We start from the raw sequence: 26043 nt of genomic DNA on the forward strand, positions 1-26043 counted from the left end.
TCGCGTGCGCACCTGGTTGCGGTCGTGCTTCGCCGCCGTCACCGTCAGCGCCACGCTGGTCGCGACCGGGCTCCCGGCCGCCGCCTGCGGCGAGGACGACAAACCGGCGGTCCCGGCCACGCGGACGGCGGGTGACCCCGGCGCGATCAAGAACGTGAAGTCCGTGGGCAACGTCCCCGACGCCGCCGGCGCCATCTCGATCAACTTCCTCGACTACGGCCGCCGCGACGTCATGGTCGTGTCCGGCGAGTTCGGGCTGAAGGTCTACGACCTGACGAAGAACCCGGCCGCGCCGAAGCTGGTCGGGCAGGTCAGCCTGCCGGGGCTGTGGGAGACCGAGGACACCGAGGTCGACCCGGACCGCAAGCTGGTGTTCCTGTCCCGGGACCCGCGCGCGTTCGGGGGCACCACGCAGACCGGCGAGTCCGGCATCTACGTCGTCGACGTCGCGAAGCCCGAAGCGCCGAAGATCATCAGCTACGTGAAGGCGCCCGGCGGGCACACCACCAGCTGCGTCGACGGGTGCCGCTACCTGTGGACGGGTGGCCCGTCGAAGGCCGCCGACCAGCCGGCCGACTGGGGCGGGCGGCCGATCTGGGTCACCGACATCCGCGACCCGCGGCACCCGAAGGTGAACCCGGAGCCGATCGAGCTGGCCCGCAACGACGGCAAGACCGACTACGTCCACGACGTCCAGGTGGACGACAACGGCGTGGCCTGGGTGTCCGGGCGCGGCGGCGTGCGCGGCTACTGGACTTCCGGGGTCCACCGCGACCCGCTGACGAACAAGGTCCGCCGCGCGACGGCGCACGAGCCGATCCCGTACGCCGGTGGCGGCATCGCCGAGACCGCGGCGCCCTCGCGGTTCATGCACAACAGCTTCCACCCGGCCGGCCACCGCGTCGGTGACGGCGCCTGGCGCGGCCAGGACCTGATCTACGCGACGGAGGAGAACTTCGTCGACGGCTGCGCGGGTGACGGCGTCCTGACGATTTCGTCGCTGAAGGGCTCGTACCACGGCGAAGGCTGGCGTTCGACGCCCGAGCAGCCGTTCCGCCTGGAGAGCGTCGGCACGTGGGGCGTCAACGGCCAGGAGGGCAGCGACCCGGCGTCGGACGACTGCTCCGCGCACTACTTCGACGTCCGCGGCAAGATCCTGGTGCAGTCGTTCTACGCGCAGGGCACGCGTTTCCTCGACGTGAGCGACCCGACGAACCCGCGCCAGATCGCGTACTACCGCCCGGGTGACGCGAGCGCGTGGGCGCCGTACTGGCACGGCAAGTACGTGTACGTGGCCGACAACGCCCGCGGCATCGACGTCCTGCAGCTCACGAAGTAGCCGGCGCCGGGGTCGCCGTCCAGCTCGCCAGCAGGCGGAGCTTCTCTTCCGACGGTGACCCCGTGTCCGCGCTGTAGACGATGACGCTCTGGCCTTGGCCGTCCGGCAGGTGCAGCGTCTGCCAGTTGAGCGTCAGGTCGCCGACGGCCTCGTGGAAGAACCGCTTCACGCCGTGCTGGTGCTCGGCCACCCGGTGCTCGGCCCACATCGCCGCGAACTCCGGCGACCGCGTGCAGAGGTTCCCGACGAGCCGGGCCAGCGAGTCGTCGGCGGGACCCGCTCGCAGGACGGCGACGACGTCCGCGGCGATCCGGGCCCAGTCGCGGTAGACGACCCGGGCGCGCGGGGCGAGGAACATCCACCGGGCGGTGTTGCGCTCCGCGACCGGCATCGTGTCGAAGTCGGCGAGCAGCGCCTTGCCCGCGTGGTTGATGCCGAGCACCGCCAGGTGCGGGCCGTGGATGATCGCCGGCACGTCGAGGGCGTCGATCATCGACCGAAGCGCCGCCCGGGCCCGCGGCGGAGCGGGCACCGCGGGAGAGCCGGGCTGCTGCAGCAGAGTGCGGAGGTAGCGGCTCTCGACGTCGTCGAGCCGCAGCGCCCGGGCGATCGCGGCCACCACTTGACCGGAGACGTTGCCGGCGCGGCCCTGCTCGAGCTTGACGTAGTAGTGGACGCTGACCCCGGCGAGGCTGGCGACCTCTTCGCGCCGCAGCCCCGGCACGCGCCGGGCCGTGGACGGGCTGGGCAGGCCGACGTCCTCGGGCGCCAGGGCCGCCCGCCGCGAGGTGAGGAAGCCACGCAGTTCGGCACCGCTCATCCCCGGATTATGGCCGGTGAAACGGCCGCCGGGGAGCCGCTGGGTGGTACTGGCGGAGCCACCACCGAGGGGACTAGCCATCCCCTTCCCCGCGCGGCCGGGACGGGCCGGAATGGAACGCGTCCAGCCCGACCGCCCACCCGGAGCCGATCATGCCTTTGCCCGCCACCCCGCCCCAGGACCCCGCGTCGCCGTTCGCATCCATGCGGGGGCACCACACCGGGATCCGCTACCCCGACTTCGAGGCGGCCCGCTCGTTCTGGGTCGACACGATGGGCTGGCGCGTCCTGCAGACCTGGCCCTACGGCGACCTGACGCTGGCCTACGTGCTGCCGCCCGCCCAGGACGACTTCCACCTGGAGATCCTCGGCGGTCCCGGCGCCGCGGCCCAGCCGCGGTTCGGCGACGTCGACGCGAGCCTGGCCGTCAACGGCTACAACCACGTCTGCCTGTCGGTGGAGAACGTCGACGAAACCCTCGTGGAGCTGCGCAAGCGCGGGGTGGACATCGTCAACCCGCCGTTCGAGATCGCCGACATCAGCGCCCGGCTCGCGTTCTTCCGCGACCCCTGGGGCAACATGTTCGAGCTGTCCGAGCGTGTCGGCTGATCCACCGGAGGCCGCCGCCGAGTCTGCTCGGTGACGGCCTCCGGTGCGTCTCAAGAGCGGAGCCAGACCGCGGTGTCCGTCGGCAGGGTGTCCGTAACCGGGCCACTGGCCAGCAGAACCTTCCCGGAAGGCAGCGGCACCGGCGCGGCCGAGAAGTTCAGCGCGAACGTGAACCCGGAGCCGATCCGGAACGCCAGAACTCCTTCGCCGAGGGAGAGCCACTCCAGCTCGCCCGTGGGCAGGTCCCGCCGCAGCCGCAAGCCGTCGCGGTAGAGCGACAGCATCGACGACGGGTCCGCCGCCTCCACTTCCGCCGTGTAGGCCTTCCACTCCTCGGGCTGCGGCAGCCACGCGTCGCCGGAGCCGAAGCCGAACGGCGGCTCGTCACCCGACCACGGGATCGGTACCCGGCAGCCGTCACGGCCGGGGTCGGCGCCGTTCGTGCGGGCCCACACCGGGTCCTGCCGCAGGTTGTCGGGGATGTCGAGAACCTCCCACAGCCCGAGCTCCTCGCCCTGGTAGACGTACAGCCCACCGGGCAGCGCCAAGGTCAGCAGCGCCGCCGCCCGGGCCCGGAGCGTGCCCAGTTCCAGGTCCACCGGCAGCTCGTGCAGCCGGTTGGCGAACGAGAAACCCGTGTCGCCCTGCCGGCCGTACCGCGTGACGTGCCGCGTGACGTCGTGGTTCGACAGCACCCACGCGGCCGGCGCGCCGACCTCGTCGTGCGCCCGCAGCGTGCGGGTGATGACGTCGCGGAAGCGCGCCGCCTCCCACGGGCAGACCAGGAAGTCGAAGTTGAACGCCGAGTGCAGCTCGTCGCGGCGCAGGTAGCGCGCCGCGCGGGACATGTCCGGCAGCCACATTTCGCCGACCAGCACGCGCTCGCCCGCGTAACTGTCGGCGATCTTGCGCCAGGACCGGTAGATCTCGTGCAGGCCCTCCATGTCGGAGAACGGCGTCTCGTCGCCCTCGTCGACGTCCGGCAGCCGCGGGTCCTTCACCAGGCCGTCGGCGACGTCGATGCGGAAGCCGTCGACCCCGCGGTCGAACCAGAACCGCAGCACGTCCTCGAACTCCTGGCGGATGTCCGGGTTCTCCCAGTTGAAGTCGGGCTGGCGCGAGCTGTAGAGGTGCAGGAACCACTCGCCGTCCGGCACACGGGTCCAGGCCGACCCGCCGAAGCGCGACTTCCAGTTGTTCGGCGGCTCGGCGCCGTCCGGGCCGCGGCCGGGCCGGAACCAGAACCGTTGCCGCTCCGGTGATCCCGGGCCCGCGGCGAGCGCTGCCTGGAACCATCGGTGCTCGTCGGAGCAGTGGTTGGGCACGATGTCGATGATCACCCGGATGCCCCGGGCGTGTGCCTCGGCGATCAGCTCCTCCGCCTCGGCGAGCGTGCCGAACAGCGGCTCGATGTCGCGGAAGTCGGCGACGTCGTAGCCGCCGTCGTCCATCGGCGACGGGTACCACGGGGTGAACCAGATCGCGTCGATCCCCAGGTCGGCCAGGTGGTCCAGGCGCGCGCGGACGCCGGCGAGGTCGCCGATGCCGTCGCCGTTGCCGTCCGCGAAGCTGCGGATGTAGACCTGGTAGATCGCCGCGCTCCGCCACCAGCCGGTCTTTTCGGTCACGAAAGTGCCCTCCTAGTCGTCGTGAAAACCCGGCTCAGCCCTTGATGCTGCCGGCGGTCAGCCCGGCGAGGATCTGCCGCTGGAACGCCAGGAACAGCGCCACCATCGGCAGGCTGGCCAGCACCATCCCGGCGACGAGCACGTTGAGCGGCATGTCGATCGCCACCCGTTGCAGCATCACCGAGAGCGTCTGCTTTTCGGTGTCCGGGAACACCAGCAGCGGCCAGATGAAGTCCTTCCACGCGGTGACCACCGCGAGGATCGACACCACGGCCAGGATCGGCCGCGAGATCGGCAGGATGATCCGCCAGAGCGTGCGCACCGGCCCGGCGCCGTCGATGCGCGCCGCTTCGATCAGCTCGTCCGGGATCTGGTCGAAGAACCGCTTCAGCAGGTAGATGTTGAACGCGTTGGCCGCTGCCGGGAGCCAGACCGCGGTCGGCGAGTTGATCAGGTTGAGGTGCAGCAGCGGCAGGTCCGTCACCGTCACGTAGGTCGGGACCAGCAGCGCTGTTGCGGGCAGCATCAGCGTGGCCAGCATCAATCCGAGCACGACGTTGCCGAACTTCGGCCGCAGCTTCGACAACGCGAACGCGGCCGGGACGTCGATGGCCAGCTGCGCCAGCCACGCGCCGCCGGCGACGATCAGCGTGTTGAGGAAGTACTTGCCCAGGTTCAGCTGGCTCCAGGCGTCGCCGAAGGTCTCCGGGTGCCACTCGTGCGGGACGAGCGTGGCCGGCGTCTGCGCCAGTTCCTGCGGTGACTTCATCGCCCCGGTGATCACCCAGTACAGCGGGAACATGAAGGCCAGCACGAACACCGCGAGCGTGCAGGCGAAAACGACGCCGTAGACGACCTTGCCGCGCGGGCTGCGCAGCGCGCCGGGGGAGACGAGGGTCCTCATGTCTGGTCCGCCTTCCGCGTCAGCCGGACGTACCACGCCGAGAACAGGCCGAGCGCGATGAAGAGCAGCAGGCTCATCGCACTCGCCGAGCCGAAGTCGTTGTAGACGAAGGCGTAGCGGTAGAGCAGCAGGAGCACGGTGACCGTCGAGTCGTCCGGCCCGCCGCCGGTCATCACGTACGGCTCGGTGAACACCTGCATCGTCGCGACGATCTGCAGCAGCAGGAGCACCAGCAGCACGAACCGGGTCTGCGGGAACGTCACGTGCCGCAGCCGCTTCCACAGCCCGGCGCCGTCGAGCTCCGCGGCTTCGTAGAGCTCGCCGGGGATCGTGCCGAGCGCGGCCAGGTAGATCAGCGTGGTGCTGCCCATGTTGGCCCAGGTCGAGACGAACACCAGCGACAGCATCGCCGTCGTGGAGGAGTCGAGCCACTGGCCGCCGGGCAGGCCGACCGCGCCGAGCGCGGAGTTGAACAGGCCGGGACCCGGGTCGTAGAACCACTTCCACATCAGCGCCGTGACGACCGGCGGCAGCATCACCGGCAGGTAGACGGCGAGCCGGAAGAACGCCTTCGCGTGCCGGATCTCGTTCAGCAGCACCGCGGTGAGGAACGGGACGGCGAAGCCGAAGACCAGCGCGAGCCCGGTGAACAGCAGCGTGTTGCGCCAGGCGACGCCGAACAGCGGGTCGGCGAACAGCCGGCTGAAGTTGTCGAACCCGACCCACGTCGGCGCGTTGACGAAGTCGACCTGCTGAAAGCTCAGCAGGACCCCGCGCACGATCGGGTACCAGGAGAACAGGGCGAACACCACGAGCGCGGCGCAGAGCAGGCCGTACGCGGTGAGGTTCTCCTTGAGCTTGCGCTTGAGCCGGGTCCGGCGGCGTTCCTCCGGGGACACGACCGGGCGCCTGGCCCGCGACGAGGACGTCGCGGGCCAGGCGAGCAGGCTACTTGACCTGGGCGAGGACACTGTTGACCTTCGACGACGCGGACGACAGCTGCTGGTCGATGTTGGCGTTCTGGTCGGTCAGCACCGCCTGCATGACGCTGTCGAGGGCGGCGTAGATCTGCTGCGCGCTGGGCGGCTCGATGCTGCCCTTGATCTTGCTCGTGGTGTCCACATAGGACTGGTAGTTCGTCGCGGGGACGTTGGCGTACTTGGCCTTCAGCGCCAGCTGCTGGTCACGCACCGAGCCCTGCCAGACGTCCGGGGTCGGCTCGGCGGGCAGGCCCACCGGCTGCTTGCCGTCGACGTACTGCTGGATGTGCTTCTCGAAGCGGTCCGGGTTCAGGTACTTCCACTGGATCCACTCGAGGCCGGCCTTGATCTTCTCCGGCGAGGCCTTCGGGTTGAGCATGTAACCCTCACCGCCGAGCAGCGTGCCCTGGCCGCCGGGCATGCCGGCGATGCCGTAGTCCTCGTACTTGCCGTTGAACTGCTTGACCAGCACCGGGACGTTGTCCGGGGCGGCCATGTACATGCCGAGCTGGCCGGAGCCCATCATCCGCTGCACGTCCGTGGCTTCCAGGAGCTGCTTGGCGCCCATGGAGTTGTCGGTCCAGCGCATGTCGTGCAGGTACTGGAGGGCCTGCTTGCCCTTTTCGTTGTTGAAGTCGGCAACCCACTTGTCGCCGTCCTTGCGGGCGATGTCGCCGCCCATCGAGTAGAGCCAGCCGGTCATGTGCCAGCCGCCCTGGTTGTTCTTGCTGTAGTCGGCGTACCCGACCACGCCGTTGCCCAGCGCGGAGATCTTCTTCGCGGCGTCGCGGACCTCGTCCCAGGTCTGCGGCGGCTTGTTCGGGTCGAGCCCGGCCTTCTGGAACAGCGGGCGGCTGTAGACCAGGCCCATCGTGTAGTTCATCGTCGGCAGGCCGAAGAGCTTGCCGTTCGCGTCACGGAAGTTGTCGAGCAGTTCCGGCTTGAGGTCGTTGATGTGCGGGACGCTCTTCGCGGCTTCGGTGATGTCGGCGGCTTGGTGCCGCGCGATGATCTGCGCCGGGTCGGTGAAGTAGACGTAGTAGACGTCTTCGAGCTGCCCGCCCGCGAGCTTCGCGGAGAAGGTCTTGGGGTCCATGAACCCCTCGTGCGGGTCGATGTCGATGTTCGGGTGCGACGCCTCGAACTCCTTGACGTCGGCGTCGAACACACCGCGCTCGAACGGCTGGCTGGTCGGCGGCTGGCCGGTGACCGTGATCTTCACCTTCCCGCCCGGCTGGGCGGCGGTGTCCCCGTCACCGCAGGCGGCCAGGGAGAGGGCAAGGCCGCCTGCGGCGAGCAGGCACAACGTTCGGCGGGAGACGCTTCGGGACCGGGGACTGCTCATCTCAAGCCTCTTCTCGGGGTCGCGACGGCTGTCACGTGATTGCGGTCACCATAAAGTGTGAGACCGGATCGACGCAATAAGCCGACGAGACTTTGCAAGTTACGAACAGACCGCGAACGAGTCGGCACGGAGATCGGGTTGAGTGGGTACCCCCGAACGCCCCAATGTGGCCTTCGGTGCGTGAGACGCAACGAAGGCGGCCTTGGGTGCGTGAGACGCAACCAAGGCCGCCTTGGGGCGCTCGAGGTCGTGACCGGGCGGGCGCGCGGGCGGAGCGGAGCGGCGCAGGTGCTGCGGGTCAGGGGTCACGTCGGGGATGGGCGGAGGCCCGGGGGTGGAGCCGGCCGGTGGCTCGGCGTCGGCTGGTCGCGGCGCCATGCACCCAATGTGGCGTTGGGTGCGTTGGACGCACCCAACGCCACATTGGGGCGTATGGGGAGCGAGGTCGGGCGGCGCGAAAGAGCGCGACGGCTCGTGGAGCCGTCGCGCGTCTCGAGGGGTGGGGTCAGGCGATGCGGCGGGCTGTGGAGCCCCGGACCACCAGCTCCGGCGCGAACAGCAGCTCCTCGGCCGCGACCTCGCCGCCGTTGATGCGCTTGACCAGCAGCTCCACCACCGCGCGGCCCATCGCCTCGATCGGCTGGCGGGTGGTCGTCAGGGGCGGGTCGGTGCAGTTCATCAGGGCCGAGTCGTCGTAGCCGACCACCGAAATGTCGTCGGGTACCGAAAGCCCCTGACGGCGGGCCGCGCGGACCGCGCCGAGGGCCAGCAGGTCGCTTGCGCACAGCACGGCCGTCGCGCCGCGGGGGTAGAGGCGGGCCGCTGCCGCGTGGCCGCCTTCGATCGAGAACATCCCGTGCTCCACCAGCTCGTCCAGCACCGGGAGCCCGAGCTTCGACGCGTACGCCTGGAACGCCTCGAGCTTCCGCTTCGACGGCACGTGGTCCGTCGGCCCCAGCACCAGGCCGATCTTCTCGTGCCCGAGCGAGCTGAGGTGCCCGACCACCTGCTCGACGGCGACGGCGTCGTCGCACGAGACCTGCGGCAGCCCGAGGTGGTCGACGGCGGCGTTGATCAGCACCGTCGGCAGCCGGCGTTCGACCAGGTGGTGGTAGTGCGAGTGCACCGCGTCGGACTGGGCGTAGAGCCCGCCGGCGAACACCACGCCGGACACCTGTTGCTGCAGAAGCAGCTCGACGTACTCCGCCTCGGACACCCCGCCCGCGGTGCGGGTGCAGAGCACCGGGGTGAAACCCTGCTGCGCGAGGGCGTTGCCCATGATCTCGGCCAGCGCCGGGAAGATGGGGTTCTGCAGCTCGGGCAGCACCAGGCCGACCAGGCGGGCGCGCTCGCCGCGAAGCTGGGTGGGCCGCTCGTACCCCATCACGTCCAGTGCGGTGAGGACGGCGGCCCGGGTGCTCGCGGACACCCCGGACCGGCCGTTGAGCACCCGGCTCACCGTGGCTTCGCTGACCCCGACCTGGCGGGCGACTTCGGCAAGACGACGCGTCATGAGTGAAACTTTACAGCAACCGGGCGCAAAAGCATGACAAGCCCGTACCGGTCCCGGGGACCGGTACGGGCTTGTCGTCCCCTCAGGCCGCGGCCACTTCGAACTCGGACACCTGACCGGCGGGCCAGCCGGTGTTGCCGGTGAACGTCAGCCGCACGAACCGCTGGGACGTCGCCGTGAAGGACCCCGACGCCGTGTTGCCGGATGCCGGGTCGAACGCATAGCCGCGCGAACCCACCAGAGTCGTGTACGAGCCGCCGTCCGTGCTGCCGGAGATCGTCACCGTTTCCGTCCGCGCGCCCCACGCCGACGACGGCGGCAGCCGCAGCGTCACCTTGGTGATCGACGCCGCCGCGCCCAGGTCCACCGTCAGCGTCTGCGGGAACGCGTTGTTCGCGCTCTCCCAGTACGAGCCGGCGTCCCCGTCCACGGCGTTCGACGGCGGGAAGCCACCGACGGACGCCGACGCGCTGATCGCCTTGCCGCGCGCGAGGTTCGTGCCCGACTGCGGCGGCTGCGGCGGGCCCGAGTTCGGCGCGGGCCACGTCGAGCAGTCACCCCACGTGCCGGTCCAGCCGCTGTTGCCCGACCCGCTGAACGTCATGCGAGGGATCGACGTCGGGTACGGGCAGTTGTACGTCCCGGTGACACCGACGCCGGACGCCGACAGGTTGCTGATCGACACCGACCCCTGCGTCTGCGACTGCGCCACGAACGTGCCTGCGCCCTGCACCGAGACGCCGTCGATCGTGATGCCCTGGATCTGCTTGCCCTGCCCGTTGCCGTCGATGAACTGGATCGCCTCGTACGGGCTCTGGATCGCGGTGAACCCGGTGACGCGGATCGTCACGCCGGTGATCGCCTGGTCACGCGCGTCGAACCACAGCGCGCCGACGCCGAACTGCCAGTTCGGGTCGAGCGCCCCGGCCCGCAGCGCCGTGTTGTTCGACAGCGTCACCGTGCCGCCGAGCGGCACCGAGTTGAACCGGTTGGCCACCAGGTAACCGCCGCCGAGCGCGTTGGTGTCCTGCACCAGGTTGCCGCTGACGGTGTTGTTCGAACCGCCGTACAACGCGATGCCGTTGGCCAGGTTCGGCTGCACCACGGTGTTGTTGGCGATCGTGTTGCCCGAGTCGGCCTGGCCGTTGGACCACAGCGCGAGGCCGTCGTCGCCGTTGTTGCGCAGGTAGTTGTTGCGCAACGCCGAGTTCGTCACCGCGCCGTCGAAGTTCACCCCGTCGGCCTGCGTGTCCAGGATGCGGTTGTTCTCGATGGTGAGGTTCGAGGACGCGCCGTTCATCAGCCACAGCCCGCACTTCGTGTCCTGGATCCAGAGACCCGAAACGACCGAGCCGTTCCCGAGGACACCATGGAACGCGTTGTCCGGGCTGCCGTCGTTGCGCTCGGTCACGTCCCCGAACACCGCGAAGTCGTACAGCTTGATGTTCCCGGACGCGCTGCCGTTGTTGAAGATGTTGTTGCCGTGCAGCACGGTGTACCACTGGCCGGCGCCGCGGACGGTGGTCTGGTCGATCTGCAGCGCCGAGCCGATCTCGAACCGGCCGGACGGCACCCAGACTTCGCGACCCTGGGAACGCGCCGCCGACAGCGCGGTGCGGAACGCCTGCGAGTCGTCCGACGAGTCGTTCGCCGTGGCACCGTAGTCGGTCACCGAAAGCGAGTTCGCCGGCTTCGAGCCCGCGCCGCCGACCTGCTCGAAGTCGGCCAGGTCGATGGTCGCCTGGCCGACGTCACCGGAGTCGGCCTGCACCCGGACCTTCGCGCCGGCCGACGCGTTCTGGCCGAAGAGCAGCCGGGCGTCGTCGAAGAAGTGGTGCGTCTTCGCGCCCGGGATCCAGCTGGTGTCCACATAGGAATACCGGGACGTCACCGAGAGACCGCTGCCGAGCTTGGTCCCGTTGACGTACACCGAAAGCCGGCCCGAGGAGCCGTCGGGCAGGTTGTAGTGGACGTTGATCGAGTTGGCCGCCGCGGGCAGCGTGAACTCGACGTACTGGCCGGTCCCGATGCGGACGGCCTGCCGTCCGGAGGCTTCCGAGGCGATCGAAGCCTGCGTGTAGTCGGGGCCGACGGCGGAACCGTTCGTCGCCGAGCACTCGGCCTCGACCGTCCGGAACGGCACGCTCGCACCGCCGGACGCCGTGGTCGGGCAGGTCGCGGCCGCGGCGGGAGTGCCGCTGAACACCACGGTGAGACCGGACGCGGCGAGAGCGGCGGCAAGCAAAGCCGCGCCGCGGGGAATGCGGGACATCGTCATCACCTCTCAGGACGCATAGGCTTCGAGCTCGGACAGCTGCCCGGCGGGCCAGCCGGTGTTGCCGGTGAAGGTCAGCCGCAGGGTGCGCACGGACGTCGCGGGGAACGTGATGGTCGCGGTGTTGCCGGACGCGGGATTGAACGTGTACCCCGCCGCGGCCTTGACACCGTCGACCGAGATCGTCTGGGTGCGTGTGCCCCACGCCGAGGACGGCGGCAGCTTCAGCACCAGCCGCGACACCGAAACCGTGGCGCCGAAGTCGACGGTCAGTGACTGCGGGAACGCGTTGTTCGCGCTCTCCCAATACGAGTTCGCGTCACCGTCGACGGCGTTCCCCGCCGGGAAGCCACCCTGGGACGCGGACGCCGTGACGCTCTTGTGCAGCGCCAGGTTCCCGGTCGGCTGAGTCGTGGTCGTGGTGGTCGGCGGTGTGGTGGGAGTCGTGGTGCCGCCGCCGTTGTCCGAGCCGTAGACCGGCGTCGGCCACGAGCCGCAGAAGGTCGTCGACCAGCCCGAGTTGCCACCCTGGTCGGCCAAGCCGGTGAGAGCGTCCGGGCCCATGCAGTTGTAAACACCGGCCCGCCCGACCCCGGTCGCGACGACGTTCTTGACCGAACCCGAAGGCTTGGCCTGGATCTGCCAGGCGAACGTCCCCGCCCCGGTGATCCGGACGTTGGTGAAGTGGACGTCCGTGGTGGCGCTGTCGATGAACTGGATGGCCTCGTAGTTGTTGTCCAGCAGGTCGAGGTCGGTGACGTCGACCCGGCCGGTGATCGCCGAGTCGCGGCCGTCGAACCACAGCGCGCCGACGCCGAACTGCCAGTTCGAGTCGAGCACGCCGGTGCGGATCGCGGTGTTGCGCGCGACGGTCGTCGTCCCGGACAGGGGCACCGCGCTGAACCGGTTGGCGATGTGGATGCCACCGCCCTGGTCCTGGTTGTCGGCCACGACGTTGTCGGACACGGTGTTGTCGTGCCCGCCGTAGATCGCGATGTTGTTGGCGAGGATCGGCAGCAGCACGGTGTTGAACGAGAACGTGTTGTGGTGGTCGGCGTCGTGCTCGGACCACATGGCCAGGCCGTCGTCGCCGGTGTTGCGCAGGAAGTTGTTCGTCACCGTCACGTTGCTGATGCCCTGGTGCAGGTTCAGCCCGTCGGCGGTCTGGTCGAGGATGCGGTTGCCGGACACGGTGAGCCCGTCGAACGGCCCGTCGAGCCACAGCCCGACCTTCGTGTGCTGCAGCCACAGGTTCTGCACGACCGAGCCGCCGCCCAGCGCGCCGCCGATGGCGTTGGACTGGTCGCAGTCGACGCGGGCGTCGACCTGGCCGATGATCGCGAAGTCGTACAGCTTGACCGCGCTGCTCGTGCCCGGGATCGCGGCGTTGCCCGGATACGTCGACGTGCCGCAACTCGCCGGTTCACCCTTGCCGAAGATCCCGGCGCGTGGCCCGGTCAGCACCGAGTACCAGGGCCCGGCGCCGCGGATCGTCACCTGGTCGACGGTGACGTGGTGGCCGAGGGTGAAGGTCCCGGAGGGGATCCACACTTCCTTGCCCTGGCTGCGAGCCGCGGCCACGGCCGAGTCGAACGCCGAAGCGTCGTCGCTCGTGTCGCCCGCGGTGGCGCCGTAGTCGGTGACGGACACCGAGTTGGCGGGACGCGCGGCCGCGGCGCCGACCTGCTCGAAGTCGGCGAGGTCGATCGTCGCCGGGGTGACGTCGCCCGCGTCGACCTGCAGCTTGATCTTGGTGCCGGCCGGGTACAACGTGCCGAGCAGCGCGCGGGTCTCGTCGTAGAAGTGGTGCGCGTGGCCGTCACCCGGGTTGTTGGTGAACGGGTACGAGCCGTAGTACCAGGCCCACTTCGACGTCAGCGCGATGTCCCGGTTGTGGGCACCCCCGACGTAGAGCGAGATCGTCCCGTTCACGGAGTCCGGGACGCTGTAGCGGAAGTCGATCGAGTTCGCCGGCGCGGTGAGCGTGAACTCGACGTACTGGCCCTGGGCCGACAGCGTCACCGCCTTGCGGCCGGACGCCTCGCCGGCGAGGGTGCCCGCGGCGCGGTTCGGGCCGATGACCGAGCCGTTCGTCGCCGCGCTCTCGGCCTCCTGCTCGAGGAAGGGCACGGTCGCGCCGCGCCCGGCGGCGAGCGCCGAACCGGTTGCGGGCGCCGCGGCGAGCGTGCCGATCGTCAGGCCGGCCGCGGCGGTGACCGCGGCGGCCAGCGCGCCGAATCTCTTGGCCCGGAAGCGATCCCGGGGATTTTCGGGCGCGTTGAAGACAGGGTGGGGAGTCACGGGGCAGCACTCCTCGTCTGCGGAAGGTGGGGACCTCTGTGACCGGGATCATACGAACGCCGGACAAGAAATCGCAATAGTTGAACTAACTTACGCAAATTTGCGACAGAAATTGACGACTGCGCCGGATGCCCGACGTTCGCCTCACCCTCGCGGAGCAACCCGACCACCGCCCGGAAGCGCTGCTAGTTTTCAGTCATGAGCCAGCGACGTGCGGACGGGAGCGCCGGGGACGCCGACTACGGCGCGATCGGCGGGGTCTACACCGATTACCGCAAGCCGGACCCGCGCATCGGCCAGTACATCCTCGACGCGCTGGGGGACGCCCGGACCGTGCTCAACGTGGGCGCCGGCGCCGGTTCCTACGAGCCGGCCGACCGGGAGGTGACGGCGGTCGAGCCGTCCGCGTCGATGCGGGCGCAGCGCCCGGCGGACCTGCCCCCGGCGGTCGACGCGGTGGCCGAGAAGCTGCCGTTCCCGGACCGGGCGTTCGAGGGCGCGATGAGCACGTTCAGCGTCCACCAGTGGAACGACCTGTGGGCCGGGCTGAAGGAGCTGCGCCGGGTCACCCGCGGCCCGATCGCGATCCTGACCTGCGACCCGGCCCTGCTGCGGCGGTTCTGGCTGCTCGACTACGCACCCGAGGTGATCGAGACCGAGGCCGGGCGCTACCCGTCGGTGGACGACATCGCCGACGGGCTCGGCGGCCACACCTCGATCGTGGGCGTGCCGATCCCGATCGACTGCACGGACGGCTTCAACGAGGCCTACTACGCCCGCCCGGAACGGCTCCTCGACCCGGGCGCGCGGCTGTCGTGCTCGGCGTGGAGCTTCGTCGACGACCGGGTGCACCACCGCTTCGCCGCCGAACTGCAGCACGACCTCGACGACGGCACGTGGGAACGCCGCTACGGGCGCCTGCGCGAGCAGCAGACGTTCGAAGGCTCGCTGGTCCTCGTCGTCTCGGAGCCCGCCGGATGACGCCGCCGCCGTTCGACCCGGAGCTGGCGCCCGTCGTCGAGACCCTGCGCGCGCTCCGCCCGCCGCTGGCGTCGCTCGAAGACATCCCCGGGCGCCGCGAGCTGAACGCCGCCGAGCACCGGACCGTCGAGGAGCTGGCTGCCGCTTACCCGGAGTACAAGGTCACCGAGGAGTACGCGGGGGAGGTTCCGCTGCTCGTGATGACACCGGCGTCGAGCGCGGGCGTCCTGTACTACGTGCACGGCGGCGGCACGATCGTCGGCAGCCACCTCGGCCAGGACGTGCCGAACCTGCTGGCCTGGGCGGGCGGGACGGACCTGACGATCGTCTCGCCGGGTTACCGGCTCGCGCCCGAGCACCCGTACCCGGCGCCGGTCGAGGACTGCTACACCGGTCTCTTGTGGACGGTCGAGCACTGCGCCGGCCCGGTGGTGGCCGGCGGGATCAGCGCCGGCGGCGGGCTCGCGGCGGCCACGGTGCTGCTCGCCCGCGACCGCGGCGGGCCGGAGCTCGCCGGGCAGCTGCTGATCTGCCCGATGCTCGACGACCGCAACAACACGCCGTCCGCCGTCGACCTCGACGGCCGCGGCCTGTGGGACCGCACGGCCAACAACGTCGGCTGGACGGCTTACCTGGGTGATCGCCGGGGCATGGACGACGTCCCGGCCTACGCCGCCGCGGCCCGCGCCGAGGACCTGTCCGGCCTGCCCCCGGCGTTCCTGGACGTCGGCACGGCGGAGACGTTCCGCGACGAGGTGGTCGCCTACGCGAGCCGGATCTGGCGGGCGGGCGGCGAAGCCGAGCTGCACGTCTGGCCCGGCGGTTTCCACGGCTTCGATTCGCTGGCACCGGAAGCTCAGGTCAGCCGGGCGGCCCGCGCCGCCCGGCTGACCTGGTTGCTCAAGCGCCTGCCAGGAGCTCCTGCAGCTCGCTGACGGCCTTCGCGAGCTCGTCGGCGAAGCGGTACATCTCCGCCGAAACGTGCTTCGGCGTGCTGAGGTAGATGTTCCACCGGTCCGGCAGCAGCACGTACGCGATGCCGATGCACTGCGGGCTGGTCGAACCGAACCCGAAGTACTGGATGTTGACCGACGGCGCCGAGCTGGTGCTCAGGTAGTCGTCCCGCATCTTCAGCCAGCCCGGCGACGTGTATAGCGCCGGGCTTTTGGTGTCCCCACGGCGTTTCCCGATCAGCTGCAGCTCCCAGAGGTGCTGCTCGGGCGCGTCCCCGGCCTGGCATTCCTTGGCCCGGGCCACGTGTTTCGCTGCGGCCGCGCGGAAAGCTTCCCGCTTTTCGTCCGCCGTCGCGTTGCCGTCTTCGAGCACCGAGACGAACCGGAAGACCTCGGGCGTGACGACCCGCATCGCTTCGGTCCGGCCGTTCTGGAACTGCCGCGTGGCGATCGACTCGTACGTCGCACCAGTGAGGCCCTTCGCGCGCTTGTGCGCGAGCTGGTACGACATCTGCGCGAGGGCGTCCGGCGACATCTTGAGCTCCTTCGCCCGGTTGGCGCCGAAGTCGAACGACACGGTCTGCGTCGCCGTCGCGTCCGCGTACGCCCTGAAGGCCGCTCCGGCCGCACGGGCGTCTTCGCGCAGGGCGTCGGTCAATGCGAACTCGACCACTTCGTAGCCCGGGACGCCCGAAGCCGGTTCGCGCGCTTCCCGCGAACCGCTCAGCAGCGCGTCGGTGAAGCCGAGGATCGTGGTGCCGTCGAGCTCGCAGTGCTCGACGTTGATCCCCGCGGTGCCGTCCTGGAACACGATCAGCGAGACGGCCTTGTCGTACCAGCGGTTGTCGCCGTACAGCAGCCGGTCACTCGCTTCCAGGGCGTCGGACGGCGTGAAGTCGTCCAGACACAGGCAGAACAGCGCCGTCTCGATGGTCTCGAGCGCTTCGGCGTTGCCGGCTTCGAGCAGTGCCTTGCGGCTGACCGCCCACTCCGCACGGGCTTTGGTGGTGAAGTGCCCGGCCGGGACGTCGGCGACGTGGTCGTCCTTGAGGATCGCGCGCAGGCCGTCGGCGATCTGCTCCGGCGAATGGGGCCGGCCGTCCGCGGCGATGACGTCCATCCGGAAGGGCGTGCCGCGGTGGAACACGACGATGTGCCGCTCGGGTGACGGGAACCGCGTGCGCGCGGTGTCCAGCAGCTCACCCGGGATGCGCGTCGCCGAGAACAGGTACTTGTGCTGCACCATCGACTGCGGCGCGCCGCGCACGAGCACCGGCGGCACCAGTTCCTCGTCGAGCTTCAGCTTGTAGTCCACGGCGGACGCGGCCAGCTCGGCCGCGCGCTCCACCTGACCCAGCGGGGAGTCCTGGAACAGGAAGAAGAAGTTGGCGTTGAGCGCGATCCGGTCGCGGCGGCCGAGGTAGCGGTACGGCCAGAAGGTGTCCAGCCAGCTGTGCACCCCCGGCGACCGGTCGTACTCCGCCAGCGCGGCCTGCAGCTCGTGGGCCGGGCTGCCGGGCGCGAGGAAGTCCTCGACCGCCGCTTCGGTCTCCGCCAGCTCGTCCGGCGTCAGCAGCGGGCCGCACCACTCCAGGAAGCGGCGGCCGCTGTCGGCGAGGGTGGGCACGGGGACCCGGGGAAGCCGGTCCTCGTTGCCGAACGTGCGGGGGGACCATTCCGGACTGCTCACTCTGTCATCCTCGTTAGTCGACGGAAACCGTGCTGAGCGCGGAAGCCAGTCCGGCGGCCGCACCCTTCTTCGGTCGGGAAACATACAGCTGCGCGTACAGCCAGCCGTCGGCTTCGAGCCCTTCGGGATCGACGCCGGCCGTGTTCAGCGAGTCGACGATGTGCGCCTGCTCCTCCTCGGAGGCGAACCGCCGCTGCCGGTACACCCCGTCGATGGCCGCGGTCTCGTAGCCCAGCTCGGCCAGGCTTTCCGCGACCGGGTCGTAGGAGAACATCCGCAGCACGAAGTGCGCCATCCACGGCCGCGAACCGCGCGCGATCCGGGCGATGGTCTTCTCGGTGACGTACCCGACGCAGCCGGTCGACACGACGAGATCCACCTGATCGAGCAGCGCCTGCTGCGTCTCGTCCGGCTCGTAGCGTTCGAAGTCGGCGTAGATCGTCTCGTCCAGGAAGCCCGCTTCACGCGCGTAGTCCAGCGCCGCCCCCGCGGCGTCTAGGCCGAAGAACCGGGCGCCGTCGGGGGTCGCGCGGCTGAGCACGAGCCGCTGGTCGCGTTCGAGCAGCGCAGCGCGGTCGAGGTCCTCGACACCGGGCGCGGTGTACTGCTCGTAGAGGTCGTCCAGCGTTGTTTCGCAGCGGAGCAACGCGCTGTTGACGCCGTACGAACAGCCGACGTCGAGCACGGTCGGCTGCGCGATTCCGCGCTCCGCCTGGTATTCCTCGATCAATTTCGTGAAGTAGGGCTTCGCCAGCTGCGGAATCTGGTAGTCAACGCGCCGCAACGTTCCGAAGAACGGACGAGGGTCGGACGCGGTGTAGATGTGGTCGAACGAGATCTTGCCGGTCGAGTCGAAAGGCACGGGCCAGGCTCCTAGATCTAGTCGAGCAGGGCGTCGCCCCGCACAGCGTGACCAGCCAGGTGTTCGGGCAGGACCCGGCCGAAGAGCTGCCTGGTCCGCTCCGGGCTGCCGATGACGCCGGGGCGCTCGCTGTAGGCGAAGATCGCGGAGTTCCGGGCGATCTTCCCCTCCACCCTAGTGACCCGATGCAAGGCGAAGCGGCCTTTGAACAGCTGCAGATCGCCCGGACGGAGGTCCAGCCGCTGGACCGAATGGCTGGTTTCCCCGGAAATCACCGCCCGCACGTCGGCGAAATTCTCGGCCTCGGCGGATCGGATGTTCGGGCAGTACTCGAACGTCCCGCCGGCGTCCGCGGCCTGCGTCAGCATGCTGACGGTGTGGGAGTTCGTGTCGAAGTGCCACGGGTGCGCGCGGCCGGGCGCGATCACGTTGAGCGTCAGCCCGGACAGCGGGTCGGCGAGCTCGTGCAGCTTCGGCAGCCCGAAGCAGTCGGCGATGAACCGCTGGAACACCGGGCTGGTGTAGAGCCGGCTGATGATCGCGCCCGCCGGGACGTGGTCGCGGGCGACAAAAGCGTTGCCCCGCTCCATGATCGTCCGGCCGGGGTGGTCTTCGGGCAGCGGCGCGTCGATCGCGGTGTTGTACGCGTTGACCTTTTCGATCTTCGTGTACGCGTGCGGTTCGAGCGCGGCACACTCGGCGCGCAGGACCTCGTGCAGCTCGGGCCGGACGAAGTCGGCGAGCACACTGCAGCCGACGTCGGCCAGCTCGGCGCGGGTGCGCTCGACGGTCTCCCGCCAGGCGGGGCTTCCCGGATCGGTGAGCGGGTAGCGGTCGGTGTCGACCATTTCCAGCGCGGCCACGGAGGTGCTCATCGAAGTCCCTTCCGGCGGGTGAAGCTTCGGTGCTTGCCCTGGTCGTGAAGGGAAAGAGTTAGCACAGATCCGCGGGAGTCAACCGTGGGTTTGTGAGCGGTGACACAAGGTCATCAGTTGCCGATTTCGGTCGCCCACGAGCTGACGGTGACGGTGTCCGTGGTGCCGAGGTCGGTGTCCAGCGGCTGCTGCTGCGCGGGTTCGCCCGGGACGGGCACCACCGAGATCGCGGCGCCGGTGTGCTGGTCGCCCTCCGTCACGGTGGCCGACCAGGCGAGCACGGCCACGACCTTCTCGCCCGGCTTGAGGGTGACGTTCTGCGGCCCGAGGTCCCGCGCGAAGTACGACGTCCCGTGCTCGACCTTCACCTCGAGCGGTGCACCGTCACCCGCGAGGACCTTCAGGTCCGGATAACCGGTGACCTTGCGCGGCTGGGTGTCCAAGTTGGTCAGCGTCAGCACGCTCGCGCGGTGCCCGAGCCCGGCTTCGACCTGGCCGACCGAAAGCGACAGTCCGGCCGACGGCGGCGGCGCGTACGTCGGGCTCGGCGTTGCCGTGGGCACCGGCACGGGCGGCGGAGGCGGCGGAGTGCTGCAACCCGCGAGAAGCGCGACGAAGAGAAGTGGTGCGAAGCGGAAAACCCCCATGATCCGGAAGAGTAGCGGGCGCCCTGGAGCCTGGGCGCCCGCTACCGTCTTACGGCGTGAGCAGGGGGAGCAGTGGCTTGCGCACGGCCGTCGCGACGCCGTCCGACGCCTCCGCGGCGGCGACGCGCTCGGCCGTCGGCCGGCCGTAGCCCGTCGTCCGCTGCACCAGCGGCCGGCCCAGCGGCTCGACCATCTCGCGCATGTCGCTGATCGTCTTGTACGACCCGTTCGACGCGCCGGCCATCCGGCTGATCGTCTCCTCCATCAGCGTGCCGCCGATGTCGTTGACACCGCCCTGCAGCACCGCGCGGCTGCCCTCGGTGCCGAGCTTCACCCAGGAGCTCTGGATGTTGTCGATCATGCCGTGCAGCAGCAGCCGGGCCAGCGCGTGCACCGCGCGGTTCTCGTTCTGGGTCGCGCCCGGGCGGGCGAGGCCGGCGAGGTAGATCGGCGAGCTCTGGTGGATGAACGGCAGCAGGACGAACTCGGTGAACCCGCGTCGGCCGTGCTTCTCGAGGCCTTCGCGCTGCAGGCGGGCGAGCAGCTTGAGGTGCGCGACCCAGTGCGCGGGGGTGTCGACGTGGCCGTACATCATCGTGGACGTCGTCGGTAGCCCGACCGAGTGCGCGGTGGTGACCACCTTGATCCACTCCGACGTCGGCAGCTTGCCCTTGGTGAGCACCCAGCGGACGTCGTCGTCGAGGATCTCCGCGGCCGTGCCCGGCAGTGAGTCGACACCGGCTTCCTTCGCCTTGATCAGCCAGTCCTCGAGGGACAGGTTGGTCCGCGAAGCGCCGTTCACGACCTCCATCGGGCTGTAGGAGTGCAGGTGGATCTCCGGCTGGCGGCGCTTGACCTCGGCCGCGAGGTCGAAGTAGGCGGTGCCCGGCAGATCGGGGTGGATGCCGCCCTGCATGCAGATCTCGGTCGCGCCGGCGGCCCACGCCTCGTCGACGCGGTCGCCGACCTGCTCCAGCGAGAGCGTGTACGCGTCGGCGTCGGTGCGACGCTGCGCGAACGCACAGAAGCGGCAACCCGTGTAGCAGACGTTGGTGAAGTTGATGTTCCGCGTGACGACGAAGGTGACGTCGTCGCCGACGGTCTCGCGACGCAGGTCGTCGGCGAGCTTCGTGAACGCGTCCAGCTCCTTGCCCTCGGCGGACAGCAGCGCCAGCGCGGCGTCGTCGGACAGCCCGGCGGGGTCCTTTTCCGCACTGCGCAAGGCTTCCAGGACGGTGGAGTCGAACTTCTGCGGCCCGGTCTTGATCCGGTCGCCGATCTCCTTCCAGTCCCCGTACACCGAGTCGAAGTCGCTGCGGCGGTCCTCGGTCCGGCCGGTCGTGTCGATCTCGGTGTGCAGGTCGGTGCGCCCGGACTGCTGCCAGCCGCCGTCCGGCTCCTGCCACGGGATGCCGACCGGCATCGCGCCTTCGCGGGCCATCCCGGTGGCCGGGTCGACGAGCGCGGCCACGTGGCGGGTGATCCGCGGGTCCAGCCACGGCTCGCCGGCGTTGACGAACTCCGGGTAGATGGTGAGCCGTTCCTTGAGCTCGAACCCGGCCTCCTCGGTGCGCCGGGCCAGCTCGTCGATCTGCGGCCACGCGCGCTCGGGGTTCACGTGGTCCGGGGTCAGCGGCGAGACACCGCCCCAGTCGTCGATGCCGGCCCGGATCATCAGGTCGTACTGACGGCCGATCAGGTTCGGCGGCGCCTGGATGCGCATCTTCGGGCCGAGCACCAGCCGCGCCACGGCGATGTTCGCGGCCAGCTCTTCGAGGTCGGCGTCCGGCGTCGCGCGCATCTTCGTGTCCGGCTTGGCCCGGAAGTTCTGCACGATGACTTCCTGGATGCCGCCGTAGGTCTTGGCGATCTTGCGGATCTCGAACAGCGCGTCCGCGCGTTCCTCGAACGTCTCGCCGATGCCGATCAGGACGCCGGTGGTGAACGGGACGCTGCTGCGGCCGGCGTCTTCGAGCACCCGCAGGCGGACGGCGGGATCCTTGTCGGGGGACCCGTAGTGCGGCCCGCCCTTCTCGGACCACAGCCGGGTCGCGGTGGTCTCCAGCATCATGCCCATCGACGGCGCGACCGGCTTGAGCCGCTGGAAGTCCTGCCAGGACAGCACGCCGGGGTTGAGGTGCGGCAGCAGGCCGGTCTCCTCCAGCACCCGGATGGCCATCGCGCGGACGTAGGAGAGCGTGTCGTCGTAGCCGTGCGCGTCCAGCCAGTCGCGGGCGGCCTTCCAGCGGTCCTCGGGCCGGTCCCCGAGCGTGAAGAGGGCTTCCTTGCAGCCCATCTCCGCACCCTTGCGGGCGATGTCGAGGACCTCGTCGGGCGAGAGGAACGGCGACTCGAGCCGGCCCGGCACGGTGACGAACGTGCAGTAGCCACAGCGGTCGCGGCAGAGCCGGGTCAGCGGGATGAACACCTTGCGGCTGTAGGTGATGACACCCGCGCGCCCGGCCTCGGCCAGGCCGGCGTCGCGGATGCGGGAGGCGTACTCGGACAGCTTCGCCAGATCTTCGCCGCGGGCGTGCAGCAGGACGCTCGCCTCGGCTACGTCCAGTGTCTTCCCGTCACGCGCCCGGGCGAGCGAACGACGCATCGCGGAGGCGGTCGGGGTGGTGGCGTCGGGTTCGGGTCCCATTCCGCCCACGCTAGGACCGTCCTCGGGCGACCAGCCAGTGTGTGTTCCGCACCTCGTTCACCTGATCGGTGCACGTGGTCGTCGTCGCAGGTCAGACCGGTGCCGTAGTTGTCGATCAGCTTCCCGCGGTGTATTACCTAAAGGGTGGCATCGGTGGTCGGGAAGAAGATCGGCGGACGGACCTACTACTACCTGGCGGAGTCGGCCCGGGTCGACGGCAAGCCCCGGGTGGTGACCCAGCGTTACCTGGGGACGGCCGACGAGATCGCGCGCGCCGTCCCGGGCGGCGAACCGGCGTCGGCTTCGTACCGGACGTACGGGGACGTCGCCGCGGTCTGGGCGACGCTTTCCCGCCTTGACTTCGTGCGGCGGGTCGACGACGTGGTGGGTCCGCAGCGCGCGAAGCCCTCGCTGGGCCTGACGCTCGCGATCGCCGTGCTGCACCGGGCGACCGCGCCCGAAGTGCCGCTCTCCGCGTGGTGGGAGTCGAGCGTGGCGGCGGACCTGGTGCGCCCCCGGGTGTCCACAGTGGACGGGACCTGGCGGGCGCTGGAACGGCTCACCCCGGATCGCATCACGCACATCGAGGACTCCGTCGCCTCCGCGGTCCTGGAGGTGCTCGACGACCACGCGGCGCTCGCCGTCGACGTTCCCCAGTTCGCCGCGTTCGCCCCCGCGGACTGCACGCTGCCCTCGGCCTGCCGGGGCGTGCTCGCCGGCGCCGGCCTGCGGGTGACCCGCGACGGCGCGATCCCGCTGGCGTCGCGGCTGTACCGGCGCGACGACGGCACCGCCCCGACGTTCGCCGCGCTGACCGCGGAACTGGGCCCGGCGACGCTCGTCTTCCACGCGGGCCAGGCGGCCCAGCTCGACCTGGGCTCGCGAAGCGGCTTCGTCGGCTCGTTGCCGTTGATGGACCACCCGGAGCTGCTGACCCAGCCCGCGTCCGCCCGCAAGCGGGTCGACCCCGAACGGTTCGCCGGCCTCACCGCGCTGGACACGCACGCGGTGGTCGACGGCGTCCGGCGGCGGGTGGTGCTGACGCATTCGGCGACGCTGCACGCGGCGCAGTCCCGCGCCTTCGCCGACGAGCTGGCCACCGCGACCCGTGAGCTCGACGGCCTGGCCGGGGCCCTGGCGGCGGGCACCCACCGTGGTGACCGCGCCCAGGTCCACGCCGAAATCGGCCGGGTGACGCGGGGCCGCCGCATCGAGCGGGTGCTCACCGCCGTGCTGAGCGGGAACCGGCCCGGCGAGATCCGCCTCGAACGCCGGATCGACGCCGCCGCGCTGGCCCGGCTCGACGACGAGGTCTTCGGCAAGCAGGTGCTGGTCACCGACCGGGACTGGCCGGTCGCCGAGGTGGTGACGGCCTACCGAGCCCGTACCCACCTCGAGTCGACGTTCCGCTGGCTCACCGGCCCCGCGGTCGCCGGCCCGACCCCGCGCTGGGAGTGGACACGGCAGCGGATCGCCGCGCACGGCCTCGTCTCGGTGCTCGCTGCGACTGTGACGCACCTGATGCGGCGCGAGGCCGACCGGGCCGGGATGAACCTGTCCGTGCGTGAGCTGCTCGACCAGCTGGCCGGCATCGGCGAGCTGGTGCTGCGGTACCCGTCGACCGGCGGGCGGCCGCGGGCGAAGCGCCTGCCGACCGAGCGGGACCCGGCCCAGCAGGCACTGTTCGACCTCTTTCAGCTCTCGCGGTAGATCTGTAGCGCGGAGAAGCTCTGCACCACCGGCATCAGCTCGATGACGTTGATGTTCACGTGCTTCGGCTGGTTCGCCGCCCAGAAGACGGACTCGGCGACGTCCTCCGCGGTCAGCGGCGTGGTGCCTTCGTAGACCTTGTCCGCCTTGTCCTGGTCGCCGTCGAAGCGGACCTTCGAGAAGTCCGTGCCGCCGACCATGCCCGGCTCGACGTTCGTCACGCGGACGCCGGTGCCGTGCAGGTCGCTGCGCAGGTTGAGGCTGAACTGGTGGACGAACGCCTTGGTCGCGCCGTAGACGTTGCCACCGGGGTAGGGGTAGGTGCCGGCGATCGAGCCGATGTTGATCACGTGGCCGCGGCCGCGCTCGACCATGCCGGGCAGCAGCGCGCGCGTCACGTGGGCGAGGCCGCGGACGTTGGTCGCGATCATCTCGTCCCAGTCGGTCAGGTCGGCCCGGTGCGCGGGCTCGAGGCCCTTCGCCAGGCCGGCGTTGTTGACCAGCACGTCGACCTCGCGCCAGTCCTCGGGAAGGTTCTCGACGGTGGTCTTGACGGCTTCGGGGTCGCTGACGTCGAGCGTCACCGGGAGGACGGCGTCGCCGAGTTCGGCGGCCAGTTTCTCGAGCTTGTCCGCACTGCGGGCGACGGCGATCACCCGGGCGCCCTCGGCGACGAACCGGCGCGCGATGGCGTCACCGAAGCCGGCGCTCGCGCCGGTCACGAACACGGTCTGCTGGGTCATGGAGTGGCTCCGCTGCTCTTCAGGAAGGTGCTGAGTGCCTCGTCGAACTCGGTCTCGCGCTCCAGGTTAGGCAGGTGGCCCGCGCCCTCGACGACCACCAGGGTGGAACCCGCGATGTGCCGGTGGATCAGCTCGGCGTCCGCGACCGGGGTGAACTCGTCCGCACTGCCGACGACCACCAGCGTGGGGACGTCGATCTCCGCCAGCCCCGCGGTGTAGTCGGGACGCTCGGCACGTCCCCTCAGCGCGGCCGCGGCTCCCTCCTGGGGTGCATTGCGCATCATGCGCAGGACGTGCGCTTCGACGTCCGGCCTGGTTTCGCGGGTGCTCCGGGAGATCATCTTGGGGAGGAGCTCCTCGGCGTACCGGTGCATGCCTTCCCCGGTGATGCGGTCCGCGGTGTCGAGGCGGGCTTGCCTCACCTCCGGGGTGTCGATGCCGGCGAAGGTGTCGGCCAGGACCAGGGCGCGGACGCGGCCGGGGTGGTCGGCGATCAGCTGCATGACGATCTGCCCGCCCATGGAGAGGCCGCCGAGCACGAAGGTGTCCAGGCCGAGGTGGTCGGCCAGGTGGATGAGGTCGGCCGCGAAGACGTCGAGGCCGGTCTTGGTGCCCGTGCTCTTCGATTCGCCGTATCCGCGGAGGTCGGGGACCACCACGCGGTGGCCCTGGGCGGCGAGGCGCTCGGCCTGGGGACGCCACATCGAGCGGTCGAAGGGGTGGCCGTGGACGAGGAGGATCGGTCGGCCCTGCTTCGGGCCGAGGTCGTCGTACGCGAGGGTCATGCCGCCGACGCTAGGCGGAGCTTTGACGCGGAGCAATACGGTGCAATGTACTCGGAGCAATGTTCTCATCGTGCTATTCCCCTGGCGCTCCGGGGCCGGTGGGTGCAGACTGGGCCGCAGACGGGCTTCGTCGTGGGGTCTGACCTGCGCTGATCTTGTTAAGGGACCCCCCTGTTTCGGGGGGTTTCGGGGCATGTAAAGTTCTCCAAGTCGCCAGGGAAACCGGGTGGCCGCCGGGACACGAACCAAGCTCTCGCAGAAGCGATTGAGTGGGTGTCCCACCAAAAACTGCTAGGAATGACTCGCTTCGAGTGAGGCCGTTTGATCGCGGTGTGACTCGGGGTGTGTTGCTTGAGAACTCAACAGTGTGCTAGTGAACTAAGCCAGTAGAGCTTATTTTATGAACCTCGTATGAGGTTCCTTTGAGAGCAGTAACT

20 protein-coding genes are annotated in these 26043 nt (G+C 70.1%); 5 read left to right on the forward strand and 15 right to left on the reverse strand.

Annotated elements, in window-relative coordinates:
* The first annotated feature begins 4 nt into the window (after positions 1-4).
* On the forward strand, positions 5-1339 hold the full coding sequence (locus ACIA5G_RS47010) for an LVIVD repeat-containing protein (protein ID WP_395935807.1): 1335 nt from the start codon (positions 5-7) through the stop codon (positions 1337-1339).
* Here ACIA5G_RS47010 and ACIA5G_RS47015 read toward each other — a convergent pair.
* Positions 1329-2159, reverse strand: a complete 831-nt coding sequence (locus ACIA5G_RS47015; RefSeq protein ID WP_395935809.1) for a helix-turn-helix transcriptional regulator — start codon at positions 2157-2159, stop codon at positions 1329-1331. The genes ACIA5G_RS47010 and ACIA5G_RS47015 overlap by 11 nt on opposite strands.
* A gap of 152 nt (positions 2160-2311) precedes the next feature.
* Between ACIA5G_RS47015 and ACIA5G_RS47020 the strand changes: the two genes are divergently transcribed.
* Entirely contained in the window at positions 2312-2767 is a 456-nt protein-coding gene (locus tag ACIA5G_RS47020) for a VOC family protein (protein WP_395935811.1), read from the forward strand.
* 50 nt (positions 2768-2817) lie between these two features.
* Here ACIA5G_RS47020 and ACIA5G_RS47025 read toward each other — a convergent pair whose 3' ends face one another.
* The 7 genes from ACIA5G_RS47025 to ACIA5G_RS47055 form a co-directional block, all read right to left on the reverse strand.
* On the reverse strand, positions 2818-4395 hold the full coding sequence (locus ACIA5G_RS47025) for a glycoside hydrolase family 13 protein (protein ID WP_395935813.1): 1578 nt from the start codon (positions 4393-4395) through the stop codon (positions 2818-2820).
* A gap of 34 nt (positions 4396-4429) precedes the next feature.
* Positions 4430-5299 carry a carbohydrate ABC transporter permease gene (locus ACIA5G_RS47030; RefSeq protein WP_395935815.1) on the reverse strand — a complete coding sequence of 290 codons (870 nt, stop codon included), beginning with the start codon at positions 5297-5299 and terminating at the stop codon, positions 4430-4432.
* Complete coding sequence (locus tag ACIA5G_RS47035; protein ID WP_395935817.1) at positions 5296-6270, reverse strand: carbohydrate ABC transporter permease; 975 nt, start codon at positions 6268-6270, stop codon at positions 5296-5298. The genes ACIA5G_RS47030 and ACIA5G_RS47035 overlap by 4 nt, the downstream gene beginning before the upstream one ends.
* A complete protein-coding gene (locus ACIA5G_RS47040) occupies positions 6248-7624 on the reverse strand; it encodes an ABC transporter substrate-binding protein (RefSeq protein ID WP_395935820.1) in 1377 nt (458 codons plus the stop codon). Before ACIA5G_RS47040 ends, ACIA5G_RS47035 begins: the two co-directional genes overlap by 23 nt.
* 505 nt (positions 7625-8129) lie before the next feature.
* Positions 8130-9137, reverse strand: a complete 1008-nt coding sequence (locus ACIA5G_RS47045; RefSeq protein WP_395935822.1) for a LacI family DNA-binding transcriptional regulator — start codon at positions 9135-9137, stop codon at positions 8130-8132.
* 82 nt (positions 9138-9219) lie between these two features.
* Entirely contained in the window at positions 9220-11415 is a 2196-nt protein-coding gene (locus ACIA5G_RS47050) for a discoidin domain-containing protein (RefSeq protein ID WP_395935824.1), read from the reverse strand.
* A 6-nt stretch (positions 11416-11421) separates the two neighbouring features.
* Positions 11422-13713, reverse strand: a complete 2292-nt coding sequence (locus ACIA5G_RS47055) for a discoidin domain-containing protein (RefSeq protein ID WP_395935826.1) — start codon at positions 13711-13713, stop codon at positions 11422-11424.
* A 198-nt stretch (positions 13714-13911) separates the two neighbouring features.
* Here ACIA5G_RS47055 and ACIA5G_RS47060 point away from each other — a divergent pair, with 198 nt between their 5' ends.
* Positions 13912-14694, forward strand: a complete 783-nt coding sequence (locus ACIA5G_RS47060) for a class I SAM-dependent methyltransferase (RefSeq protein WP_395935828.1) — start codon at positions 13912-13914, stop codon at positions 14692-14694.
* Positions 14691-15629, forward strand: coding sequence for an alpha/beta hydrolase (locus ACIA5G_RS47065; protein WP_395935830.1), 939 nt, complete (start codon positions 14691-14693; stop codon positions 15627-15629). The genes ACIA5G_RS47060 and ACIA5G_RS47065 overlap by 4 nt, the downstream gene beginning before the upstream one ends.
* Here ACIA5G_RS47065 and ACIA5G_RS47070 read toward each other — a convergent pair.
* The 5 genes from ACIA5G_RS47070 to ACIA5G_RS47090 form a co-directional block, all read right to left on the reverse strand.
* Complete coding sequence (locus ACIA5G_RS47070; protein ID WP_395935832.1) at positions 15595-17337, reverse strand: choline/carnitine O-acyltransferase; 1743 nt, start codon at positions 17335-17337, stop codon at positions 15595-15597. The genes ACIA5G_RS47065 and ACIA5G_RS47070 overlap by 35 nt on opposite strands.
* Before the next feature lie 13 nt (positions 17338-17350).
* Positions 17351-18199: a class I SAM-dependent methyltransferase gene (locus ACIA5G_RS47075; RefSeq protein WP_395935835.1), complete on the reverse strand. Its 849-nt coding sequence runs from the start codon at positions 18197-18199 to the stop codon at positions 17351-17353.
* Between the two features lie 17 nt (positions 18200-18216).
* Positions 18217-19074 (reverse strand): arpA protein, encoded by an 858-nt coding sequence (locus tag ACIA5G_RS47080; RefSeq protein ID WP_395935837.1) that lies wholly within the window; start codon positions 19072-19074, stop codon positions 18217-18219.
* Positions 19075-19187: 113 nt separating this feature from the next.
* The gene (locus tag ACIA5G_RS47085) at positions 19188-19721 is read right to left on the reverse strand and encodes a DUF4232 domain-containing protein (RefSeq protein WP_395935839.1); all 534 of its coding nucleotides are present in this window, start codon (positions 19719-19721) and stop codon (positions 19188-19190) included.
* A 49-nt stretch (positions 19722-19770) separates the two neighbouring features.
* Entirely contained in the window at positions 19771-22368 is a 2598-nt protein-coding gene (locus ACIA5G_RS47090) for a bifunctional FO biosynthesis protein CofGH (protein ID WP_395935841.1), read from the reverse strand.
* A gap of 153 nt (positions 22369-22521) precedes the next feature.
* Here ACIA5G_RS47090 and ACIA5G_RS47095 point away from each other — a divergent pair, with 153 nt between their 5' ends.
* On the forward strand, positions 22522-24078 hold the full coding sequence (locus ACIA5G_RS47095) for a transposase (RefSeq protein ID WP_395935843.1): 1557 nt from the start codon (positions 22522-22524) through the stop codon (positions 24076-24078).
* On the opposite strand, the gene ACIA5G_RS47100 is transcribed toward ACIA5G_RS47095, so the two are convergent.
* Both ACIA5G_RS47100 and ACIA5G_RS47105 read right to left on the reverse strand, forming a co-directional pair.
* Entirely contained in the window at positions 24063-24821 is a 759-nt protein-coding gene (locus ACIA5G_RS47100; protein WP_395935845.1) for an SDR family oxidoreductase, read from the reverse strand. The genes ACIA5G_RS47095 and ACIA5G_RS47100 overlap by 16 nt on opposite strands.
* A complete protein-coding gene (locus tag ACIA5G_RS47105) occupies positions 24818-25606 on the reverse strand; it encodes an alpha/beta fold hydrolase (protein ID WP_395935847.1) in 789 nt (262 codons plus the stop codon). Before ACIA5G_RS47105 ends, ACIA5G_RS47100 begins: the two co-directional genes overlap by 4 nt.
* Between the last annotated feature and the right edge of the window lie 437 nt (positions 25607-26043).

The organism is Amycolatopsis sp. NPDC051758 (assembly GCF_044453095.1).
Taxonomy (GTDB): Bacteria; Actinomycetota; Actinomycetes; order Mycobacteriales; family Pseudonocardiaceae; genus Amycolatopsis.